This window comes from Streptomyces sp. HUAS 15-9 (assembly GCF_025642155.1).
Taxonomy (GTDB): domain Bacteria; phylum Actinomycetota; class Actinomycetes; order Streptomycetales; family Streptomycetaceae; genus Streptomyces.
On the sequence record NZ_CP106798.1, the window covers coordinates 8941836 to 8961100 of the forward strand.

At 66.9% G+C, this 19265-nt stretch carries 11 protein-coding genes and 3 pseudogenes; 10 read left to right on the plus strand and 4 right to left on the minus strand.

Features of this window, described 5'->3' with window-relative positions; translation table 11 throughout:
- Window positions 1-229: 229 nt before the first annotated feature.
- The 5 genes and pseudogenes from N8I87_RS40690 (at window position 230) to N8I87_RS40710 (ending at window position 6704) form a co-directional block, all read left to right on the plus strand.
- On the plus strand, window positions 230-970 hold the full coding sequence (locus N8I87_RS40690) for a hypothetical protein (RefSeq protein ID WP_263215953.1): 741 nt from the start codon (window positions 230-232) through the stop codon (window positions 968-970).
- An 804-nt stretch (window positions 971-1774) separates the two neighbouring features.
- Entirely contained in the window at window positions 1775-2842 is a 1068-nt protein-coding gene (locus N8I87_RS40695; RefSeq protein ID WP_263215955.1) for a PP2C family protein-serine/threonine phosphatase, read from the plus strand.
- A gap of 370 nt (window positions 2843-3212) precedes the next feature.
- A pseudogene (locus N8I87_RS40700) lies at window positions 3213-3460 on the plus strand (arsenic transporter); the annotation flags it as partial.
- A 414-nt stretch (window positions 3461-3874) separates the two neighbouring features.
- Window positions 3875-5848: an NACHT domain-containing protein gene (locus tag N8I87_RS40705; protein WP_263216945.1), complete on the plus strand. Its 1974-nt coding sequence runs from the start codon at window positions 3875-3877 to the stop codon at window positions 5846-5848.
- 394 nt (window positions 5849-6242) lie between these two features.
- Window positions 6243-6704 (plus strand): hypothetical protein, encoded by a 462-nt coding sequence (locus N8I87_RS40710; RefSeq protein ID WP_263215956.1) that lies wholly within the window; start codon window positions 6243-6245, stop codon window positions 6702-6704.
- Between the two features lie 908 nt (window positions 6705-7612).
- On the opposite strand, the gene N8I87_RS44580 is transcribed toward N8I87_RS40710, so the two are convergent.
- A complete protein-coding gene (locus N8I87_RS44580) occupies window positions 7613-8407 on the minus strand; it encodes a GNAT family N-acetyltransferase (RefSeq protein WP_411577349.1) in 795 nt (264 codons plus the stop codon).
- Between the two features lie 141 nt (window positions 8408-8548).
- Between N8I87_RS44580 and N8I87_RS40715 the strand changes: the two genes are divergently transcribed.
- Together N8I87_RS40715 and N8I87_RS40720 are read left to right on the plus strand one after the other, a co-directional pair.
- Window positions 8549-9433 carry a hypothetical protein gene (locus N8I87_RS40715; RefSeq protein WP_263215957.1) on the plus strand — a complete coding sequence of 295 codons (885 nt, stop codon included), beginning with the start codon at window positions 8549-8551 and terminating at the stop codon, window positions 9431-9433.
- Between the two features lie 449 nt (window positions 9434-9882).
- Complete coding sequence (locus tag N8I87_RS40720) at window positions 9883-12033, plus strand: ATP-binding protein (RefSeq protein WP_263215958.1); 2151 nt, start codon at window positions 9883-9885, stop codon at window positions 12031-12033.
- Window positions 12034-12182: 149 nt separating this feature from the next.
- Here the strand turns inward: N8I87_RS40720 and N8I87_RS40725 are convergent.
- Window positions 12183-12796 (minus strand): annotated as a pseudogene (locus N8I87_RS40725) (transposase); the annotation flags it as partial.
- A 134-nt stretch (window positions 12797-12930) separates the two neighbouring features.
- Between N8I87_RS40725 and N8I87_RS40730 the strand changes: the two are divergent.
- Window positions 12931-13746, plus strand: coding sequence for a class I SAM-dependent methyltransferase (locus N8I87_RS40730; RefSeq protein ID WP_263216946.1), 816 nt, complete (start codon window positions 12931-12933; stop codon window positions 13744-13746).
- 539 nt (window positions 13747-14285) lie between these two features.
- Here the strand turns inward: N8I87_RS40730 and N8I87_RS40735 are convergent.
- Window positions 14286-15266 carry an alpha/beta fold hydrolase gene (locus tag N8I87_RS40735; protein ID WP_263215960.1) on the minus strand — a complete coding sequence of 327 codons (981 nt, stop codon included), beginning with the start codon at window positions 15264-15266 and terminating at the stop codon, window positions 14286-14288.
- Between the two features lie 577 nt (window positions 15267-15843).
- Window positions 15844-16384, minus strand: a pseudogene (locus N8I87_RS40740) (carbonic anhydrase); the annotation flags it as partial.
- Between the two features lie 127 nt (window positions 16385-16511).
- Here N8I87_RS40740 and N8I87_RS40745 point away from each other — a divergent pair.
- Together N8I87_RS40745 and N8I87_RS40750 are read left to right on the plus strand one after the other, a co-directional pair.
- On the plus strand, window positions 16512-17384 hold the full coding sequence (locus N8I87_RS40745) for a MerR family transcriptional regulator (protein WP_263215961.1): 873 nt from the start codon (window positions 16512-16514) through the stop codon (window positions 17382-17384).
- 497 nt (window positions 17385-17881) lie between these two features.
- Complete coding sequence (locus N8I87_RS40750; protein ID WP_263215962.1) at window positions 17882-19264, plus strand: NnrS family protein; 1383 nt, start codon at window positions 17882-17884, stop codon at window positions 19262-19264.
- Window position 19265: the final 1 nt, after the last annotated feature.

The following is a 19265-nucleotide window of genomic DNA, read 5'->3' on the forward strand; positions in this document are numbered from 1 at the left end:
GCATTGCCCGCGTGACGCTGATCGGTGTGCCGTTGCCGCGTGACGAGCGCGGAGATCGCGTCGATCCGTTTCTCGTGAGCGTCGGCGAGCCGGCGCAGGTGCACTGCCCGCCCAGTGAAGCCGAGCGCGGCACACGCCATTACCGCCGCACAATGCCCGTACTTTGGGCAACCCCTACGCTGGTGTCAGGGGCATCGAGGCATACGGACGACACTCCGGGGTGATGGAGATGCTCGATTTGTCCGCCAGGTTGTCGGACCTCCCGGCGGTACGGGGCCGAGCCCCCTGGCCGGGACATGAATACGTCAAGGGCTGGGGCGTGTTCGGGCTGCCTTTCGACTCCGGTCATGTGCTCGCACTGCGCGTCTTCCCGGAGAACGACTTCGGCCCGTACCGCACGCTGTGGCATCGCGATCCAGCCGGCAACTGGTCGATCGATGTTGACGGGACACGGCTGGACACCGCGTGCCCCAGGTACTACGGCGCTGCATGCGACCGCACGGGACACGCCCACATACAGGTCACCTGGACGGGAGCGGCCTCCCTGCGGGTGACGATGGATTCCCCCTCCCTGGACTGGACCCTGACCGCCACCTCGACCCGGCTCCTGGACCTTCTGAACAGCGTCAGCGCGGCGCTGCCGCTCTCCACCTGGCGCACTCCTGTCTGGCTTCGGGCACGGCAGCACCTGGCCCGCGCGCTGGGAATGGGCGACATGCGCTTCTCCGGCGTCATGCCAAGCGGCCATACCGGAATGCTCATGCCGCAGCGAATCTACTTTGTCGAAACCTCGCGAGCCATGTTCGACGGTGTCGACCTCGGCCGCCCCACTCATCTCCCGGACTGCGTGCGTATCGGTGCAGCGACCCTGCCGGCCCGCGGTGTCCTTGCCGTCGGCCAGGCGGTCTGGGAGATCCTGGACCCCGCGGAGTACGAGCGCACCCGCTCCGAGACCGCCCGGCAACCCTAGTCACTGAGCCTCGCCGCCGTCTTCCCGAAGAAAGAGGGGTTCGTCAGCCGCCGCACGCAGCGGCTGGAGCTCGCGCCGCCGATGGACTACCAATTGCCCGTCGCCGCGGCCTGGAATGCGTCGCCGGACCATCTGAAGGCACCAAGCCCGGCGCACTCCAACTGCTGCAAGTCCGTGCCTACTTCGGCCGTAGCCGGTCTCGCGCAGCCCTTTCATGGCTGGCCGCAACGCCGCGTTGTCCAGCCTGCTCGGCGGGGTATCGAGCGACCGATTCGCCTCGACCAGGCACTGCGCGAGGTCAACCGGTACGCCCTCGGGCGCATTGACCACCGGACCAGCAGGATCCAACCGCACCGCCTCGTCCAGGCGTACTCAACGCCCAGGTGAGCGCCGAGGAGCGCGAGGGGAACAGCGGGCACCAGGCGGCGCTCATGGGTAGCCGGGGGCGTGCGGGAACAGGCGTGCGTCTGATTGCCGAAATTCTCACCGGGCGTGCTGAATGTTCGAGGGCTCTGTGCGATGGCGTGAATTCATACAGTGACCACAGCTGGGTCTCGAGGCCGGCGTCGACCCGATGGGGGAGCCGTGTTGGATCGGGGATGGGGCGAGGTGCTGTCAGTGGCAGTCGCGGCGCGCGTCCTCGGCCAGGACATCGCATCGTTCGGTGCCGGGCCGCCCTAGGAGGCCACCAGAGCGTCTGCGAGGCAGGCTGAATGTATGGTGTCGTTCTTTCGTCCACCCTCTGGACCAGGAGTGGGCGGTCAAAGCAGCGTCCTGCTCGCACTGGCGCAGTGTGTGCCGTTTGTGATCGCGCTGGCGGTACTGATCATCGAGCTCACCCCAGCTCACTTCATCTATACCGGCCCGTTTCTCACCGCGGTGCCGGCGCTGGCGGCGGTAACGATGGGCCCCAAGCGCACGGCCCTGGCGGTGGCTCTCGCGCTGGCGGTCAGCGTGACCACGGCCACCTACAATCAGGCATGGGGGACCCTGCAGGTCTATACCAACTTCCTGGCTCTGGTCCTGGTATCCCTCGCCGGTTTCATCACAAGTAGCGCCGTGCGTGCGTACAGGAGGAGCGAGCTCGAGCAGGTCCGCCGGATCGCCGTGGCAGCACAGGAGGTCATTCTGCGGCCAGTCCCCGAGCGCCTGGGCCCGGTGCGGGCGGCCAGTCTGTGTCTCGCGGCCGGGACCGGGGCGCAGGTAGGCGGTGATCTGTACGAGGCCGTGCAGACGCGGTACGGCGTCCGGATGATCGTGGGGGACGTCCGCGGCAAGGGGCTGACTGCCATGCGCGCGGTCGCGGTGGTGCTGGGCGCGTTCCGGGTGGTCGTGCACTACGAGGACGATCTGGTGGGGGTCATGAACCACTGCGCGGCCGCGCTGCGCCGGGAGGCCGCTGTGCCGGGCGCCTATCCCGAGGAAGCCCTGATGGAGGGATTCACCACCGCACTCATCGCCCAGGTGCCGGACGACGAACCCGTAGTGCAACTGGTCAACCGCGGCCATCCGCCCGCGCTAGTACTCCACGAGGGCCGAACCCAGCCTTTGATGCCCACCTCGCCGCGTCCGCCCCTGGGCCTGGAGGATCTGATCACCGGCCCTCCCGAGAAGCCAGAGAGCTATCCACTCGTACCCGGGGACCGTCTACTCCTCTACACCGATGGCGTGATCGAAGCCCGCAACCTTGACAACGACTTCTTCCCTCTGTCGGAGACCATGGAGTCGATCAGCTTCAGCACCACCCCCGAAGAGTTCCTTGAGCAACTGCACCACGCATTGATCCGCCACACCGAAGGCCACTTGGCGGACGACGTGGCGATGATCCTTGTCGACCGGCTCGACGAAGGAGTCGGCATACCGGTCATCTGAGACCTCGGTCAGTCATTGGGCAGTGTGTGGGTACTCACGGTGATACCGCGGTGTCCTGTGCGACCTGTTCAGATTCGGTGCGCCGATCAGGATGACGCCACCCCTTGCGAACGGGCGATGGAGCGGCTCGCATCGTGCGGGACGGCCGCTGATGTGGGTGCCGCATTGCCCACTGTCAGCACCGTGCCGGTGTCCGCCGTGGTACGTGCCACCTCCCGGTGGGCGCCTCTGCGTTGGTAGTACGGCCCCGAACCCGACCTGTACCGGTGGGCTCGCCCATTCAACTGTCGCAGCCTCGTCGTCGGCTGCCGTCCCTCCCGGAAAGGCTTGGACGCTCAACGCCCCGCTAGCAGAAACACTCTCCGCCGCCCTGCTCGTCGTGGTCCTGACGTGTGCGGTGATCCGGCCGTGGGGCTGGCCGGAGGCCGTCGTCACCGTCCCGGCCACCGGGCGATCTCCCTGGACCACGCGGAGGCCGAGGCCGCCCGGCTCGGTCCGGTCATCGGCTTCCTCGCGGCAGTGCTGGTCCTGGCCCAGATGTGTGTGACGACGGGGGCCATCCACGCCTGCGGGGCGTGGATGGCCTGCAGCGCGGCCATGCGCCGGTGCCGGCCACTGGTGAGGTGTTCGCGGCCCGCTTCCTTGCAGGCTTGCTCTAGTTGCTCGGCCGTGCGCATGCACGCGTCTCGTATCGGTGACAGGGCCGGGTCGGCTGAACACTCGGCGAGATGCGGGACCATGCGCTGGCCATGGCTCATGGTGTGGCCGCATGGTCAGCGCTGGGCCGCTGAACCGGCCACTTCGCATGGTGGAGAAGTAGTCGATCCCTCCGGTTCACCATCTGCCTTCCTAGGCACGGACCTGCGCGGGATGATGGCGGGCATGTGGGGATGGAGAAACGCGACGCGGCGAGTTAGTGCGGTCTACTTTGCGTTGGCATTAGGCGGGATCATCGGCGCGTTGTGGGTCGCACACCGATTTCACCTTGGGGCGGCCGCGACTGCAGCGTCACTGCTGCCTACTCTGGCTCCGTTGTTCTTGTCCTGGGTGACCTTCCGCTCGGGTGCGGAACGTGCTGCCGAGCAGCCACTGGAGGAGATCGCAGAGCATCTGGCGCAAGTCGTCCAGAATCAGTGGGAGACCGAGGTCCAGGTGCGGCGCGTGAACGATCCGTATCCCATGACGGTGAGGTGGAGGACCGCCCCGGACGATCTGGTCGAATCCTGGTCGCTGCTCCAGGCGACTGCCGGCGACTGGCCTGGAGAACTGGGCCGTATCCCCGAGGGGTGGGCAAATTCCCCAGCAGAGTTGGAAGGTTCTGGGGCGGAAATTACGCGAGTATTCGCAGAAAGGGTCCCTACTCGGCGACTTCTGGTGCTGGGAGGGCCTGGCGCGGGAAAGACAGTCCTCCTCTCACGGCTGGTGTTGGGGCTGCTTCACCGACGGATGACGAATGCTGCCAGCCCGCACACCAATGCCGTTCCAGTGCTGTTTCCGCTGGCGACGTGGAATCCCACACGACAGGATCTCTACGCTTGGATGGCCGAGCGGCTCGCCTCGGACTATCCCACCCTGACTGAACCTGCACCTACGCGGTACGGGCATATTGATCGCGCCCGCGCTCTACTCGGCCGGCGGCTGATCCTCCCCGTCTTGGACGGCTTCGACGAGATTCCTACGCCCCTTCGCGCGGCAGCTCTCAGTGCGATCAACGAAGCACTTCCCATGGGGCATCCCGTCGTCCTGTCCAGCCGAGTCGGCGAATACCGGGACGTGCTGTACCCCCACGCCGGCTTGCCGGCCAGGTTGGCTGGAGCAGCAGGCATTGAGCTACGTCCTCTGGACGCCGAAGATGTCGCAGCCTACTTGCGGCGCGATGCCGGAGCCAGCGGATACGCCGCTGACCGCTGGAGCCCTGTGGCTGCTCAGCTGGGCACCACAACTCCCGTCGGCGAGGCATTGCACACACCGCTCATGCTCTTCCTGGCCCGCGCCATCTACAACCCCCGCCCTGGCGAGAGCTCCCACGACTTGCCCAACCCTGGAGAACTCTGCGATACGTCACGCTTTCCCACCCGTGTCGCCGTCGAGCGCCACCTCTTCTCCGCGTTCATCACATCTGCCTACCGCTCCCATCCCCGCTATCCATGCCGGTGGACGCCCCAACAGGCTCAGAGAAGTTTCGTCTTCCTCGCGCGCTACCTTCACCGCGTCCATAACGCCACCCCTGATCTGGCCTGGTGGAAGCTACGACGAGCCGTTCAACGCAGCATCCCCGTGATGGTCACCAAGGCGATGTGCCTGTTTCTCAGCGTCGTGTTTACGGCCATCGGCTTCATCATCGCTCCCGATGCCGGCAACAGGATTTTGGCCCTGATCGTCGGACCCATCCTCGGTGTCTTCGCCGGCATCCTCCTCGCGGTGCCAGGCTGGTTGGCCTTCGACGAAGCACCACGTCGTCCTGCATCGGGACTGCGGTGGGCGCCGAACTGGCCGGGGGCGGCCATCGCGGTAGCCACCACTGCCCTGCTGGTCGCACCCGCCGGGCTGCCCCTTGCCTCGGCCGCGACAGTCGGACTGGGCCTGTGTATTGCCTTCGGGCTGGGAGTCACTTCAGCCGACACCGCCGTGGCGGTCGGCCCCGTGGCACTCTGGTCACGGGACAGACGCGTCTTTTGGGCTCTCACTCTCGGAGTCGCAGTTTCTGCGGGTCTCGGTCCCTGGATACTGCTCGTCTTGAGCGGTGCAGACGCAGCGGGCCAAGCAGCCGCGCTGGCGGGCGCCCTATGGCTCGGCCTGACCATCGCCTTCACAAGGACGGCCTGGGGCCCATTCTCAGCAGCCAAGTTTCACTTGGCCTCCCACCACCGCATTCCTCGCAACCTCATGGCATTCCTCGCCGACGCTCACCAGCACCGGGGTGTGCTGCGGCAAGTTGGAGCGGTTTACCAGTTTCGGCACATCGACCTGCAACGTCATCTCGCCAGAGCTGGGGATGGTGGCTGATCACTCGTTGACCCGGGTCGGTGCAGAACAGGAGCGCAACCACTTTGCTGAGCCTTGGTGGGATCGCCTGCCCCCTTGGTCGGCGGCCGCGTCCCGTACACCTTGGGGATCCGCGCCCGGTGACACTCGACCGTCCGGCCCCGCTGAGAGGACCGTGCGCCGGATGCTCGCCAACGCTACCGACCGGCCGCCGACTCTGGACAGGCGCACTTCCCGGACCACAAAACTGCCGCGGGGCGCAGTTGCGGCCTCTGCGGGCGAGGTGTGCCGGCTGCGGTGTGTGTCGGTCGCGGAACAGAAAGCGGCGGGTTGAGTGGTGTGGGGCGGGAACCGTGCACCCGTACGATTCGTCACTGATTGCAAGCGGGTGATTGCGCCAGGCGAGGGGTGGGGGATGGATCCGGTGTCGGTAGGGTTGTTGGCAGCGCTGGCTGGTGGAGCCGGCGGGGAGGTCGGGCGGCAGGCGTGGGCGGGGTTGACCGCGCTGGTGCGGCGACCGTTCCGCCGGGATGGCCCCGGACAAGGTCCGGTGGTCAGTTCTGGGGAGCCGGAGCTGGTGCGCCTTGCCGGAGATCCGGGCGACCAGGGTCGGGCGCAGGCTCTGAGCACGGCGTTGGCGGTCCGGGCCGCGCTGGATGAGGACTTCCGTACCGGGCTCGCGGCCTGGGCGGAGCAGGCCAAACTGGTGCGCACGGGGGACGGGGCGGTGACGAACACCGTCAGCGGCGGCACCCAGTACGGGCCGGTAGTACAGGGCCGGGATTTCTCCAACCTGACCTTCACCGGTACGTCCCCGCCTCCTCGGCCGACCTCCGTCGATGCTGCTGGTGACAACGCAGCCGACTCGGCGCCGTGACCGGCATGACTGACGATGCCCGTGAGGGAAGATCGAATGGCGAAGGGTCGCTGGCGGCAACTTCTGCCGCGGGGTCATCCAGGGCCGGGAGATGAAGGCCAGTATCGACAAGACCGACCTCGCCATCCAGACCGCACCCAGTCCCTCAACCACCCGGACGACCCGGTTTCCAGCAGGGTTCATCGCCCCCGTCGACTACGGCTCCGGCCGATGACTCTTCCTGGAGCGGGCTCTGGAAGCCCTGCTCCGCACATGGGCGATTCCTGGCGAGTAGATTCCCGACCGCCTGCGTGACCGCCAGCGGCTATGCCGCTACCTCTACGCCCTGGCCCACTTCTACGCCCTCGGTACCCTGGACCGGAGCACCTGCACCACCCTTCTTGACTGGCGTTCACGATGCCGACGAAGTCCGGGCCATCCTGGGCGCGTTCATCGGCGAGGTGCCGGACGGATGCCCAGGCCAGTGTCCGGCCGGTCGTTCTGAGGGACGCTCGAATCCGCGGGCCCGGCAGACAGCGGCGTTTGGGGGGCGTGGCGGGACTATCGGTTGGGGGGAGAACCAGGAGCCTGCCGTGCGTCAGTATGGCGTCTGTGACAGCGTGGTCGAGCATGCCGGTGCGTTCGCGGGTAGGCAGCGCGACGGAGTCGAGCGCTACGACGGCCCGGCCGCCGAGCATCCACAGTTGATGCGCGGACTGGCGGGCGCGACGCGGCCACGAACGTACGGTGCCCTCAGGACCGGAGGTTCGACGGCGAGCCCTCGTCAGCTTCCGGCTCTCGTCGGTGCTCACCGGCCGGATGAACACAGTCGATCGATGCCGGACGACCACCTCCGAGAACCGCGCTTGGCGGCCGTCTGCTCTTTGGCGGGCAGCAGATCGATCACTCGGCCGAGAATGCGCGACGAACTACTGGCTCTGGCTGTCACCTGGCAGCCTCAGAGTACGAGTGCTGTACACATGCCGGAACCCGAGTCGCTCGTAGAGTCTGCGAGCCGGATTGCCTTCGGTCACTGCCAGGCGCAAGTCTTCTGCCAGACCGTCCAGATACGCTGTGGCCAGTGCGTACTTCATGAGAAGCGAGCCGATTCCTCGCAGGGAGCACTCCGGGTCCCGGAACAGGTCGGTGAACCCCGGCCCTGGTAGGGCGGGCGGTCCAACTTCGGCATTGGCCAGAATGGCGCCTATGGGCTGCGGTCCGAGAAGGGCCACGGTGCTGCAGGCAAGGTTTCGCCCATAGAGCGCACCGGTCAAGAGCGGCACCAGATGCCTGGATCGATCCACGCTGCGATCCGGGTGCCCCGGTAGGTAGGCGCGCTCACGGACAGTCTGCAATTGGTCGATGTCCACCTCCAAAGCAGGTACGAAGTGGACGCGAGGAGGAAGTTTGGGGCGTGCCCAGTCTGGGTCGGGCGGACACGACGACAGATGCCATAGATAGTGATGGGCATGGCGCAACGGCACGGCTCCAGGAATGTCAGGTGCTACGGCCCCATCATCCCGCAGGGAGACGGTCCACCCGGGCAGCCTGCCGAGGAGGAGGTGGAGCAGATCACTCGCTCCGTCCCCGATGAGGCGGACATCGTCCGCCCAGGGAGACCCGTCCCGGGCTGTGCCCTGTACAAACTCGAGTCTCGACTCATTCGAGCCATACCCAAGAGTCATGTGCGTGTGAGCCGTAGGGCCGACTTGCCAGTACCTCATATTGGGACCCTCTCTCTCGGCTACTAGTCATCTCGCCGGAACGGCAAGGGCGTTGTGCGGAAAACTGATCTCGGATAGCATTCCTGAGAATCTATCGGCTGCGGGGGTTCAATGGGGGATGTCCGAAATCGCGTCGGTTCCTTGGTGCTCGACGACAGGACGATCAGACTGGATTGCACGCCTCAGTGGCTCTCATCTCACCTCGAGCACCTTTCCTTCTGCGGTGTTCATTTGGCGAGGGGCTATGAGACCAATGTGCTTCGGTACGTCTGCGATGCCATCGTCCCCGATGTTCCAAAATCGCTCTTGGCTGAGGACGCGGCTTTACTCGAACGACATATCGCAACTGATGACACGCCCGCCGGCCTCTGCTTGGGCTTCGACCGTATTCCCCTGTCGGACGCTACAGCGAAAGCTATGGTGGAGGAGGCGAGCCGTCAGGATTTCCAGCCAAATCATGGAGCCCATTATCGGTTGGGACGCCTTGAAGGGCGGCTGGTCGACGTCCTGGAAGCTCGTGCCGGAAGCCTGACGACAACAAGGTTCGATCCGAAAATACGCCAGTACTCCGATCATGCGTCAGCCCAGTGGGTGGGCATGCACTACGACAATGCACTGACGGATTCCCGCGAAGGTGAGCGATTCCCGCGTAGTGTCAGGCTGGAGGCAGCAGAACGTCGGTGCCTGTGCAACCTGGGGCCGGGGGACCGAATCCTCATCCTCAGCCTGAACATGACAGCGCTTTATCTCTCGGACACCGTCCGGCCGGGCGATGGGGACCATGTGCCCGACACCCCGCAGTTGCGGCGGTTCCTACGGGCTCATCCCCAGGAAGTTCGACGAACGGTGTGCATCACCGTGCGGCTGAAACCCGGCGACGCGGTCGTCTTTCCGGCGGGTATCGCGCTGCACGACGGCTCGACGAGGGGAATTCAGGCGCAGTCCCGTGCCCTGGTCCTCGCTGGGCGCTTTCCACGCCGTAGGAGTGACATAACGCCCTTGGGGCGGTCCGGACACTTGCTCTGAAACTGCGAAGACTCTCGACTCATGGATGAAACGAGCGCAACGGTGGCGTGATTGGCCTGAACTCCTGCCGGGATCACCGCAGCGAGCGGGCTCCGATCCTGTCAGTGCGGGTGTACTGTAGCGCAGTTGCCTGCGGGTCCGGGATCTGGGCTAATTGCGAGCTGGGGCCCATTAGAGGGTTCCAGACTGCATAACAAGATCGAAGGAAGGAGATCCAGATGATTCTTGCTATTTGACTTGATGCTCTACCAGCAGGTAGCGGCGTAGCGCAATGGGCCGACCTGGGATCAAGGCAGTTTATAATTTCAGACCTTTGAGGCCTTGTCAACTGCAGTGGACCGTCAATGGTATAGGGAATCGGTCATTCCGGTCTGGGTTCCCTAGACGCCGACCGCCCGTCTCTGTAGCCTCGAATTTCAGGGTCAACGTGTGCTCGGAGGGCGGACATTGTGAGCGACGGGGAGGCCGATCGGGCGGACCGGGTGAACAATGATCTTTCCGGTTCGGTGACCAATTCCGTCCAGGCGCGGAACGTCTCGGGCGGCGTGCACTTCCATGGGCAACACGCTGGCGTTCCCCGTCCCTACCAGCTTCCGCCGGAGTCGTCCCACTTCACTGGCAGAAGCGAGGACCTCGCCAAGCTCGACGCCATATTTGAAGGGTGGACCCACGAGGTCCGGCCGACCGTCATCGTGTCGGCGGTGGCGGGCACTGCCGGTATCGGCAAGACAGCTCTGGCCATCCACTGGGCCCGGGGTGTCGCCGATCGCTTTCCTGACGGGTTGCTCTACGTCAACCTCCAGGGGTACGGTCCCGGCCCGCTGATCACACCGAACCAGGCACTCCACGGATTTCTGCTCGCGCTCGGCACATCGGCCGAAGGGCTTCCCGAGGACCTTGAGGGCCGCAGTGGACTGTTCAGAAGCCTCCTTCATCAGCGGTGCATGCTCGTTCTTCTGGACAACGCTCGCGACGCGGAGCAGGTCCGTCCGTTGCTGCCCGCTTCTGCAACCTGCTTCGTCCTGATCACCAGCAGAAGCCAACTCTCCAGTCTGGTGGTGCGCGACGGCGCGCAGCGCCTCGTCCTCGACATGCTGTCCCCGGAAGAATCACTGGAGTTGCTGGGCTCGATCATCGGAGGGGGCCGCCTCGATGCGGAACCCTCGGCAGCCGTACTACTCACGGTCAGATGCGCCCGTCTGCCGTTGGCCCTGCGCATCGCAGCCGAGATGGCCGCGGCGCGACCCCATGCCTCGCTGGAGGAACTGGCCGACGAATTGACCGGCGCTGCCCGGATCGAAGCCCTGGCCACGTACGACGATGACGAGACGTCCGCAGTCCGGAAGGTGTTCTCCTGGTCATATCGCAATCTCTCGCCCGCTACTGCTCGCGTGTTTCGCCTGCTGAGCCTGCCGACGGGTCAGGACATCAGCCTCAAAGCGGCCGCGGCCCTGGCTGACTTGGCGCCGGCCCAGACGCTGCGCATACTGTCGAACCTGGTCAGCGCCAATCTCCTTGAGATCGCCGGCAACAATCGCTATCGCTTCCACGATTTGATCCGCGACTACGCCGGTGAATGCAGTGTCGAGGAGGACGACGAGCACGACCGGTCACAGGCGCTGCACCGCCTGTTTTCATGGCTTGTCGCCACCGGGGAGAAAGCCGGTGCCGTTCTTGGAACCCGTCGTGGTGCGGCTCCTTTCACGATCTCCGACGAAGAACGACCCCCCGCACATCTGTCTGTCGCTCTGGACTCGCCCGCAAGTGCACTTGGTTGGTGCGAGACCGAGTTCGCGAACGTCGTGGCGGCGTGTCGGCAGGCAGCGGACGTCGGCGACTTTGCTTCCGCCTGGAAGCTGCCCGCCGCGCTTAGGCCCTTCTTCCAGCTCAGAAGGCCCACGTTGGACTGGATTGCGGTCAATGAGATCGCCCTGGCCGCAGCAGAGGCTTTGCGCGATGAACACGCGCAGTTGGTGGCGTTGCGTGATCTGGGCGCCGCGAACGTGTACTGCGGCAGACATGAAGAAGCCTATGCGTGCTGCATGCGCGCCCTGGCGGTCAGTCAGCGCCTGGGCGAGGACGAGGGCTGGAACCTGAACAACGTGGGCGATGCGCTAATCTCCCTGCGTCGCTTCGAAGCGGCTGTCGACTACCTGCTCTCCGCGCTGCGGATGGCGCGCCGATCAGGCGACGCATGGCTCATCGCCCATGCGCTGGAAAACCTCGGTTCGGCCTATCTGGGCCTGAACCGGCCGGAAGACGCCGTGGAGTCACTCAGCGAGTCCTTGGCAATTTTCGAAGATCTCTCCTATCCCTTTGGTCAGGGGCTCGTTCTGGACAAACTGGCCGGCACTCATCTGTCCGTAGGGTGCTTCGACGAGGCGATCACGGCCGGTCTGCAGGCATCCGCCTTCCATGCAGCAGTGGGCAACAGGCTCGGTGAGGCGTCTACTCTGCAAATCCTCGCCCGCGCCTTTGCCGCCGCGGGCCGCCGTCAGGAGGCAGAAAGCCATCGGCTGCAAGCCCTGCAGATCCTCGAGGAACTTGGTCACCCGGACGCGGAACTGATCCGATCAACGATCCGGCGTCCAGAAGACTGAAGGCCACGGTTTCCCCGGTCGCCCCGGGCCGGCAGGTTGGAGCGGCACGATGGCACAGGCCTCGGTAGCCCTGGAGTCGAGCCATGAGCGGACTTACTGTGCGTGAACCGTGCACCCCGCTCCCGCGAGGCGTTACTGACTTCAGCTGGTCAGGGTGACGTTGGATCGTCGAGGGTCAGGCCGGTCCCCGCTATGAAGCCGTCGAGGGTGTGGGGCCGGTACTGAAGTCGTTTGAGCCGGTTGCGGACGAGGGCCTCGAGCCGGTCGAGGGCGACCGCGGCGAGGTTGGCCAAGCTGCGCTTGACGTGCGCCCATACCCACTCGACGGGGTTGAGGTCGGGCGAGTAGGCGGGCAGCAGGAACACCGTCAGCCATGCACGCTCGGCGATCAGCTCACGCATGGCGTGGGAGACATGGGTGTTCAAGCGGTCCCAGACCAGCACGATCGGCGCTTTGACGAGCTGGTGAGTGCCGTCGATCAGCGCGATGAAGTCGCGTTCTCCCATGCTGCGGCGGTTGCCCTTGCCCGAGGCGTGGGTGCGCAGTCGGTGGCACAGCCGGGTCCGGGAGCCGGGCCGCATGGCGATCAGCCCGGCCACGGAGAGTCGTCCCGAACGTCTTCCGCTCACCGTCACCTGCGGAGTCACTCCGTGTCGGCCCCAGGTGCGTCCTTTGGGCGGCCGGCGGGTGAAGCCTGCCTCGTCCTGGAAGCAGATGTAGCCTCCGCGGGCCGCCCGGGCTCTTTTACCTCGGCCCAGGTCGCCTGGTCGTAGGCGGTCAGTGCGCGCATGACTGGCTGGCCGCGCATGACCCTGGCTCCACTCATCAGGCCCCTTTAAAACGATCATTTAGGCTGACGCGGTGACTGATGAGCAGGAGCGGGTGCAGCCGTCGGGAGTGTGGGCCACGGCGGTGGGGGTGGCCAGGGTGCGGGCGCTGGAGACCGAGCGGGAGAACGCGCTGTTCCGCGACCCGCTGGCACAGGCCTTCGCCACCGCCGGCGGCCTGTGGCCCTCCTCGCCGCCGCTGCCCGATGACGAGGCCGCGCGACGCCGCCGGCTGGCCGTGGTGTTTTCCATCGTCATCAGGACGAAGTTCCTCGACGACCTGTTGCAGCAGGCCTCCGCGTCCGGGGTCCGGCAGGTCGTGCTGCTCGGCGCCGGCATGGACAGCCGGGCCTTCCGGACGGACTGGCCCGAGGGCACCCGGCTGTTCGAGGTCGACACCGCCGCGCCACTGGACTTCAAGGCTTCGGTACTGCGCCAGGAGCGGGCCGTCGCACGCTGCGAGCGGATCACCGTCGCCGTGGATCTGCGTGAGGACTGGCCAGGCGCGCTGGCCGCGGCAGGGCACGACCCGGCCGTGCCGACCGTGTGGATCGCCGAAGGACTGCTGATCTATCTGCCCGAGGACGCGGTGGAGCTGCTGCTGGCCCGGATCAGCGCGCAGTCGGCGACAGGCAGTCGGATGGGGCTGACGTTGGGCTCGCGCGGCGTGATCGAGCGCTTCGGCGCGGACGCCGCGCCGGGATCGGCAGCGTCCATGTGGGTCTCGGAGATGCCCGACGACCCGGTGGGCTGGCTGGCCGGGCACGGCTGGGAGGCCGACAGCCACACCCTGCGCGAGCGCGCTGCCGCCTACGGACGCCCGATCAGCACCCCGCCCCAGCACGAGGAACGGCCCGGCGGACTGATCTCGGCGGTCCGCCGGTAGAACGTCTCCCGGTTCCCTAGATGATCGATCCCGCGGGGGCCACCGGTCGGCCCCCGCCCGCCGTCAGCCCGGGCCGCTACACGCTGGACCCAACCACCCCGACGCCCTACCCGAAGGCGACCGACTCCAGCTCAAAGGCGTCCTCGCCAATTGCCTCGCGCTCGACGGCACTTGCCGAGCATGTGCGTTATTTCGGGCACACGGTCGCTCACCTCCAGGGTGACCAGTTGCCGACCTGGATCGAAGCGGCCACCTCCATCACCGAACTGTCCAGCCTCCGGAGCTTCGCCCAGCACCTCGAACGCGACCTCGACACAACGCGTTGTGCCGAGCCTGAGATGGGGGCTGTTCGGCCGCCCAGTCCTTACCCCGCTTGCCGCCATCACGAGTGGCGGTGCGGCCACGCCGGGTACGCCCTCATGGCAGTCGGCGCTGGCGCTGTTCAGGAGAATGAACAAAGCCGCGACCGCGTCAGGGGAGTCGAGTCGAGTGTCGCGGAGTTCACGTGTTCTGCAGCGCCGGGCGGCGCGGCGAGTGCGTCAGGTGGGCAGAGTGGCGAGCCAGTCGGTCAGGAGTCGGTTGACCTCGGCTGGGCGTTCTTGCTGGATCCAGTGGCCGCAGCCGTCGAGGAGGTGTGAGGAGACCAGGCCCGGTAGCGTGACCGGGTACGCCTTGATCGCGTCGGACAGCCAGGTCGTGGAAGCGTCGAGGGTGCCACCGATGAACAGGGACGGCTGGGTGATGGGGGCGCCGTCGAAGGCGGCGAGGTCTTCCCAGTCGCGGTCCATGTTCCGGTAGCGGTTGAGTGCTCCGGAAAGGCCGGTGCGTTCGAACTCCCCGGCGTAGACGTCGAGATCGCTCTCGCTCAGCCAGGCAGGCAGTCGGCCGACGGGAAGCCGCTCACGCAGCGTCGCGTTCCTGCTGACGAAGTGCGGATCGGGAGCGCCGGGTGCGGGCATGGTGTCGGCGGACAGGGCCGCATAGAAGCCCGCGAGCCAGCCGCGCACATCGGGTTCGATCTCGGCCTCGGCGCGGCCCGGCTCCTGGAAGTACGAGACGTAGAACTCCTCATCCCCGCCCATGTGAGCGAAGACGTCGCTGGGGCGGGGCCCACCACGCGGGGCATAGGGAACGCTCAGCAGCCCCACCGCCCGAAACACATCCGGCCTGAGCAGAGCGGAGTTCGCGGCTATGGTCGCGCCCCAGTCGTGGCCGATGACCACCGCCGACTCCTCGTCCAGGACGTGCACCACCGCGACGTTGTCCTCCACCAGGCCGAGCATCCGGTACGCATCCGTTGCGGTCGGCTTGGAGGAGCGGCCGTAGCCGCGCACATCGATGGCGACCGCGCGGTATCCCGCCGCCGCGAGTACCGGCAGCTGGTGGCGCCAGGAGTACCAGGACTCCGGGAAGCCGTGGACGAGCAGCACCAGCGGCCCGGTTCCCTGTTCCGCGAGGTGAATCCGGCCTCCTGGCGAGGGGACCGACCGGTGTGTGATCTCCGCGATGTGCTGCGGCATTCGTCTCCTCCGGGACCGTTGGTCTGCTGTGCGCCAGGAGGGCGTCCCTCCCGCCGTTCCGTCGGCTCAACGCCGATCATGCGGAAGGTCCTGCCGGGAAGACGAGTTCGTTTGCCGATTCAGCAAGCCCGACCGTCGGCGGTGGCACCGACGCGGTCGGACCACCATTCCATCACCACGCCCTTGATGTGCAGATCGAGCAAGCACCGGGTCAGGGGCGGCGGGCGTATGCGCCGGCGGCGACATTCTCCTTCGCCGCCGTTTCGCCCGCTCTCGAATGGGTCCTTGACTCGGCAACCCAACACTGCCGTGCCTGTGCCGTTTCCGCCACCGCCACCTCCTGGGCGAGTTGGGCTGGGTGAGCAGGACAGTGACAGGTCTCAGGTGCTTGCGTCTCGTCCTCCTGGGATCGGCTTCCTTCACCCCTTGGGGCCAGCGGCCGGGGCGCGGACAGCAAAGGCGGCAGAGAAAGTTGCGAGGCATGGAGAAGGCCCGGGCCGCCCGGGCCTCGTACTTCCCACAGACCTGTTATGTCGTAATCACTGGGGGATGTGACGCGCGCCTTCCACGCCCAGCGCAGGTCGACGGTGTGCCGTACGTGCTCCGCCAGGACCTCATCCGCCTGCAGGCGGCCAGCGGCATGCGCTGCCAGCACGCTGGGAGTCAGGGGCTCGACGACGTCCCGGATGTAGCCGGCCGGTGTGATGCCATCCTCCAGCGCGGCGCACGCTGCGCCGACCGCGCCGCACGAATCGTGGCCGAGGACCACCACCGGCGGGCAGTCCAGCACGTCCACCCCGTACGCGATGCTTCCCAGCACCTCGTGCGCCCACGACGTGCCCGGCGGTGCGAACCACGAACAAGTCGCGCAGGCCGCGATCGAAGATGATCTCCGCTGCCAGCCGGGAATCGGAACATCCAAACAGCACGGCGAAGGGACACTGGGCCGGTGCGATCTCGGCACGACGTGCGGCGTCGTGGTCGGGTGCTCGGGGGTGCTCGCGACTTCCTTCAAGGCCGAGCTGCTGAGCGGGCCCTGCGAGGGTCGGGCCCACCTCGGCGCCGGTCCTCGAGCTGGCTGATCCTCTCGGCCGTGCCAAGCAGGGACACGAAACCATCGAGGCTGTGGACGGGCAGCTCAACACCGTCGACGGCGATCTGAACCTGCGTTGCTGAGCTGCCGGATTCCGTGATCGTCAGCGCTGCGGTGGCCCGTGCCCCTGGGGCAGGGCTCATGCTGAGTGCGTGGACGAGTTGATCACGATAGGGGAGTTGGCTGCCCGCACGCGGCTGAGCCGCAAAGCACTGCGGTTGTACGGAGACCGGGGCCTGTTGGTCCCTGCCAGGCTCGAGGGAGCGGGCCAGGTCCGCCGGTACGGAGTGGAGCAGATCCAGCGAGCCCGCTTGATCGGGCTGATGCGGTCGATGGGAATGCCGCTGGCGCGAATCGCCGAGGTGCTGGAGCTGGACGGTCACGCGGCATCGCAGTCGGTGGCCGCGTACTGGGCGCAGATGGAGGACCAGCACACCGCCCGCCGGACGCTGGCCACCCATCTGCAGCAGGTGCTCGACGAAGCGACGGATTCCCTCGGCACACCCGCTCAGCGCGACGTCGCTGCGCAGTGGGTGGTCTCGGTGCGGACTCACGTGGATGCCGACGGTCTGTCTGCGTTCCTCGACGGGGCCACTCAGGAGCTGTTCGCGCACCTGACGGCTGCCAGGGCGCGCATTGCGGGTCACGTATTCGCCCTGTATCACGGCGTCATAAGCCAGGACGGCGACGGACCGGTCGAAGTGTGCGTTCCCACCGACGACCCTGTAGAGCAGACGGACCGCATCAGGGTACGGATCGAACCGGCCCACCGAGAGGCATACCTGAAGGTGACCGGGCAGCAGCGCTCCTACGCGGTAATGGAGGCGCTGCACGACACCGTCGCGGCCTGGATCGACCAGCGTGGGCTTCGCCTGGCCGGACCCGCACGCGAGGTCTACCACCCGAACTTCACTGCAGGTGACGACACCGAGCACGTCATGGACATCGCCTATCCCTTCCATCCGCCGACGGGCACCGTGCCGGACTCCTCAGGTGGAGACGATGGCCCAGTCGTGCTCAGCTGATTCTTCCCCTTCACCCTTCCGCCGGGCTGCCTCTGCCCTGGCCGGCCATCCGCCGCGTTCCCAGCCACTGCGTGGTGCGCGGGCGCCGAGCGAAACCAAGGCGACTCCCGAGTAGCCGCACACAAGATCGACCACCACAACGCACGGTCGGCGCACGGAATTTGAGCCAGACCTCGATTCAGACCGTTAACGCCATCGGGGCCGAAGTCCGAGCGGCTAGGGTCGAAAGGGCCCCTGGGGAGTGCCCTGGGTGGCCCATACGGCGGGGCTGTCGCGCGGGCTACGGTCGCGCGGGTGGTGCGCCGACGTGCCGCCCCGGGCCGGTGTTCGGCCCGGCTGTGCGCGAGCTCGCCCCGCCCGGAGGAACTCCCGCGCCCGAAGACGCACCCCGCCCCGAGGCGCACCTGCCCCGGGGCGCACCTGCCCAGAGGAACACTGTGCACCGTAACCGTCCTGAAGCAGCATCCGGCCGGGCGGCCGGTCCTTCCCCAGCCGCTGTGCCGGTCGAGCTGTCCACCACCGGCCCGCCATGTCCCCCGAAGTACCGCAACACCGTCCACGCCCCGTTCTTCACCGCGGCAGTGCTGTCCGTCCTCACCGTCGGCGCCTCGTGGGGCGTCCTCATCCTGTGGCGGATCGGCTTCGACGAGCGCTTCACCGGGGTGTCCGTCCATGAGATCAACGCGCACGGTTATGCACAGATCACCGGATGGGTCGGGCTGTTCGTCATGGGCTTCGGCTACCAGGCGTTCCCGCGGCTGTGGCGCACCTCCCTGGCCGCCCCACGCCTGGTGCCGGTCGTCCTGGCGGCGGCCGTTACGGGGCTGGTGACGGCTGTCATCGGCATGGGAGCGGCCGGCTACCGGGCCGGGGGCGGTTGGACGGTACCCGTGGCCCTGGTCGGCAACGCTCTCGTGCTGGTCGCGTCCCTGCTGTTCGCCGGGCAACTCCTGGTGACGTACCGGCGCAGCGGGGGCCCGCTGCGTCCCGTCACGGGCTTCATCGGCTCGGGAGTGTTCTGGATCGTCGGCCAGGCGGCCTTCGGGCTCTGGCACACGGCGATGACCATGACGGCCGCCGCGCGCTCCGACCTGCTGTGGTACATCGCGACCTACCAGGCTCCGCTGCGCGACATGCAGATCCACGGCATGGCGCTGCTGATGATCCTCGGTCTGTCAAGCCATCTGCTGCCGCAGATGTTCGGGGTGGCGCGGACACCCGAGCGCCGGGCCTGGACGGCCCTGCTGCTGATCAACGCGGGCGTGGTCACGGAGGTCGTCGTCTTCGTCGCATACCGGTGGACCGGCGCCCACTGGGCCGCAGCCCTCCTGATGCTGCCGTGGCTGATGATCGCCGGTGGGGTGGCGGTCATGGCACTGCCCTGGCGCCTGTGGCGGCGGCTGCCCCGCAACGACCACCGGTCAGGCAAGTTCGTCCGCGCCGCCTACGGGTGGCTGGCGCTCTCCTTGGTGATGCTGCTGCTGATGCCCGTCTACCAGTCCGTCACCGGCCTCGCATTCAGCCATGCCTACTACGGGGCTATCCGGCACGCGATCACCGTCGGCTTCGCCTCCATGATGATCACGGGGATCGCCGCGCGGGTGGCGCCCACCCTGCGCGGCATCCACCCCCGCACTCTCGGATCGCTCACGGGCCCCTTCGTCCTTCTCAACACCGGCTGCGCGCTGCGGGTCATCCTGCAGACCCTCACCGACTGGCACCCGTTCTTCTTCTCCGTCGTCGGGATCAGCGGGCTGCTGGAACTGACCGCGCTCGCCTGGTGGGGGACCGGCCTGCTGCGGATCATCCACGGACCCACCGTGCCCGGAGCCGGGGGGTACGCACCGGGCGTTCCCCGCCCGGCCCCGGGCGCCGTCTGAT

What these genes read in the sequence shown, in the direction of transcription:
- N8I87_RS40690 (WP_263215953.1), top strand. Translation starts at nt 230, where the DNA reads ATGCTCGATTTGTCCGCCAGGTTGTCGGACCTCCCGGCGGTACGGGGC.
- N8I87_RS40710 (WP_263215956.1), top strand. Translation starts at nt 6,243, where the DNA reads ATGGATCCGGTGTCGGTAGGGTTGTTGGCAGCGCTGGCTGGTGGAGCC.
- N8I87_RS44580 (WP_411577349.1), bottom strand. Translation starts at nt 8,407, where the DNA reads ATGAGGTACTGGCAAGTCGGCCCTACGGCTCACACGCACATGACTCTT.
- N8I87_RS40735 (WP_263215960.1), bottom strand. Translation starts at nt 15,266, where the DNA reads ATGCCGCAGCACATCGCGGAGATCACACACCGGTCGGTCCCCTCGCCA.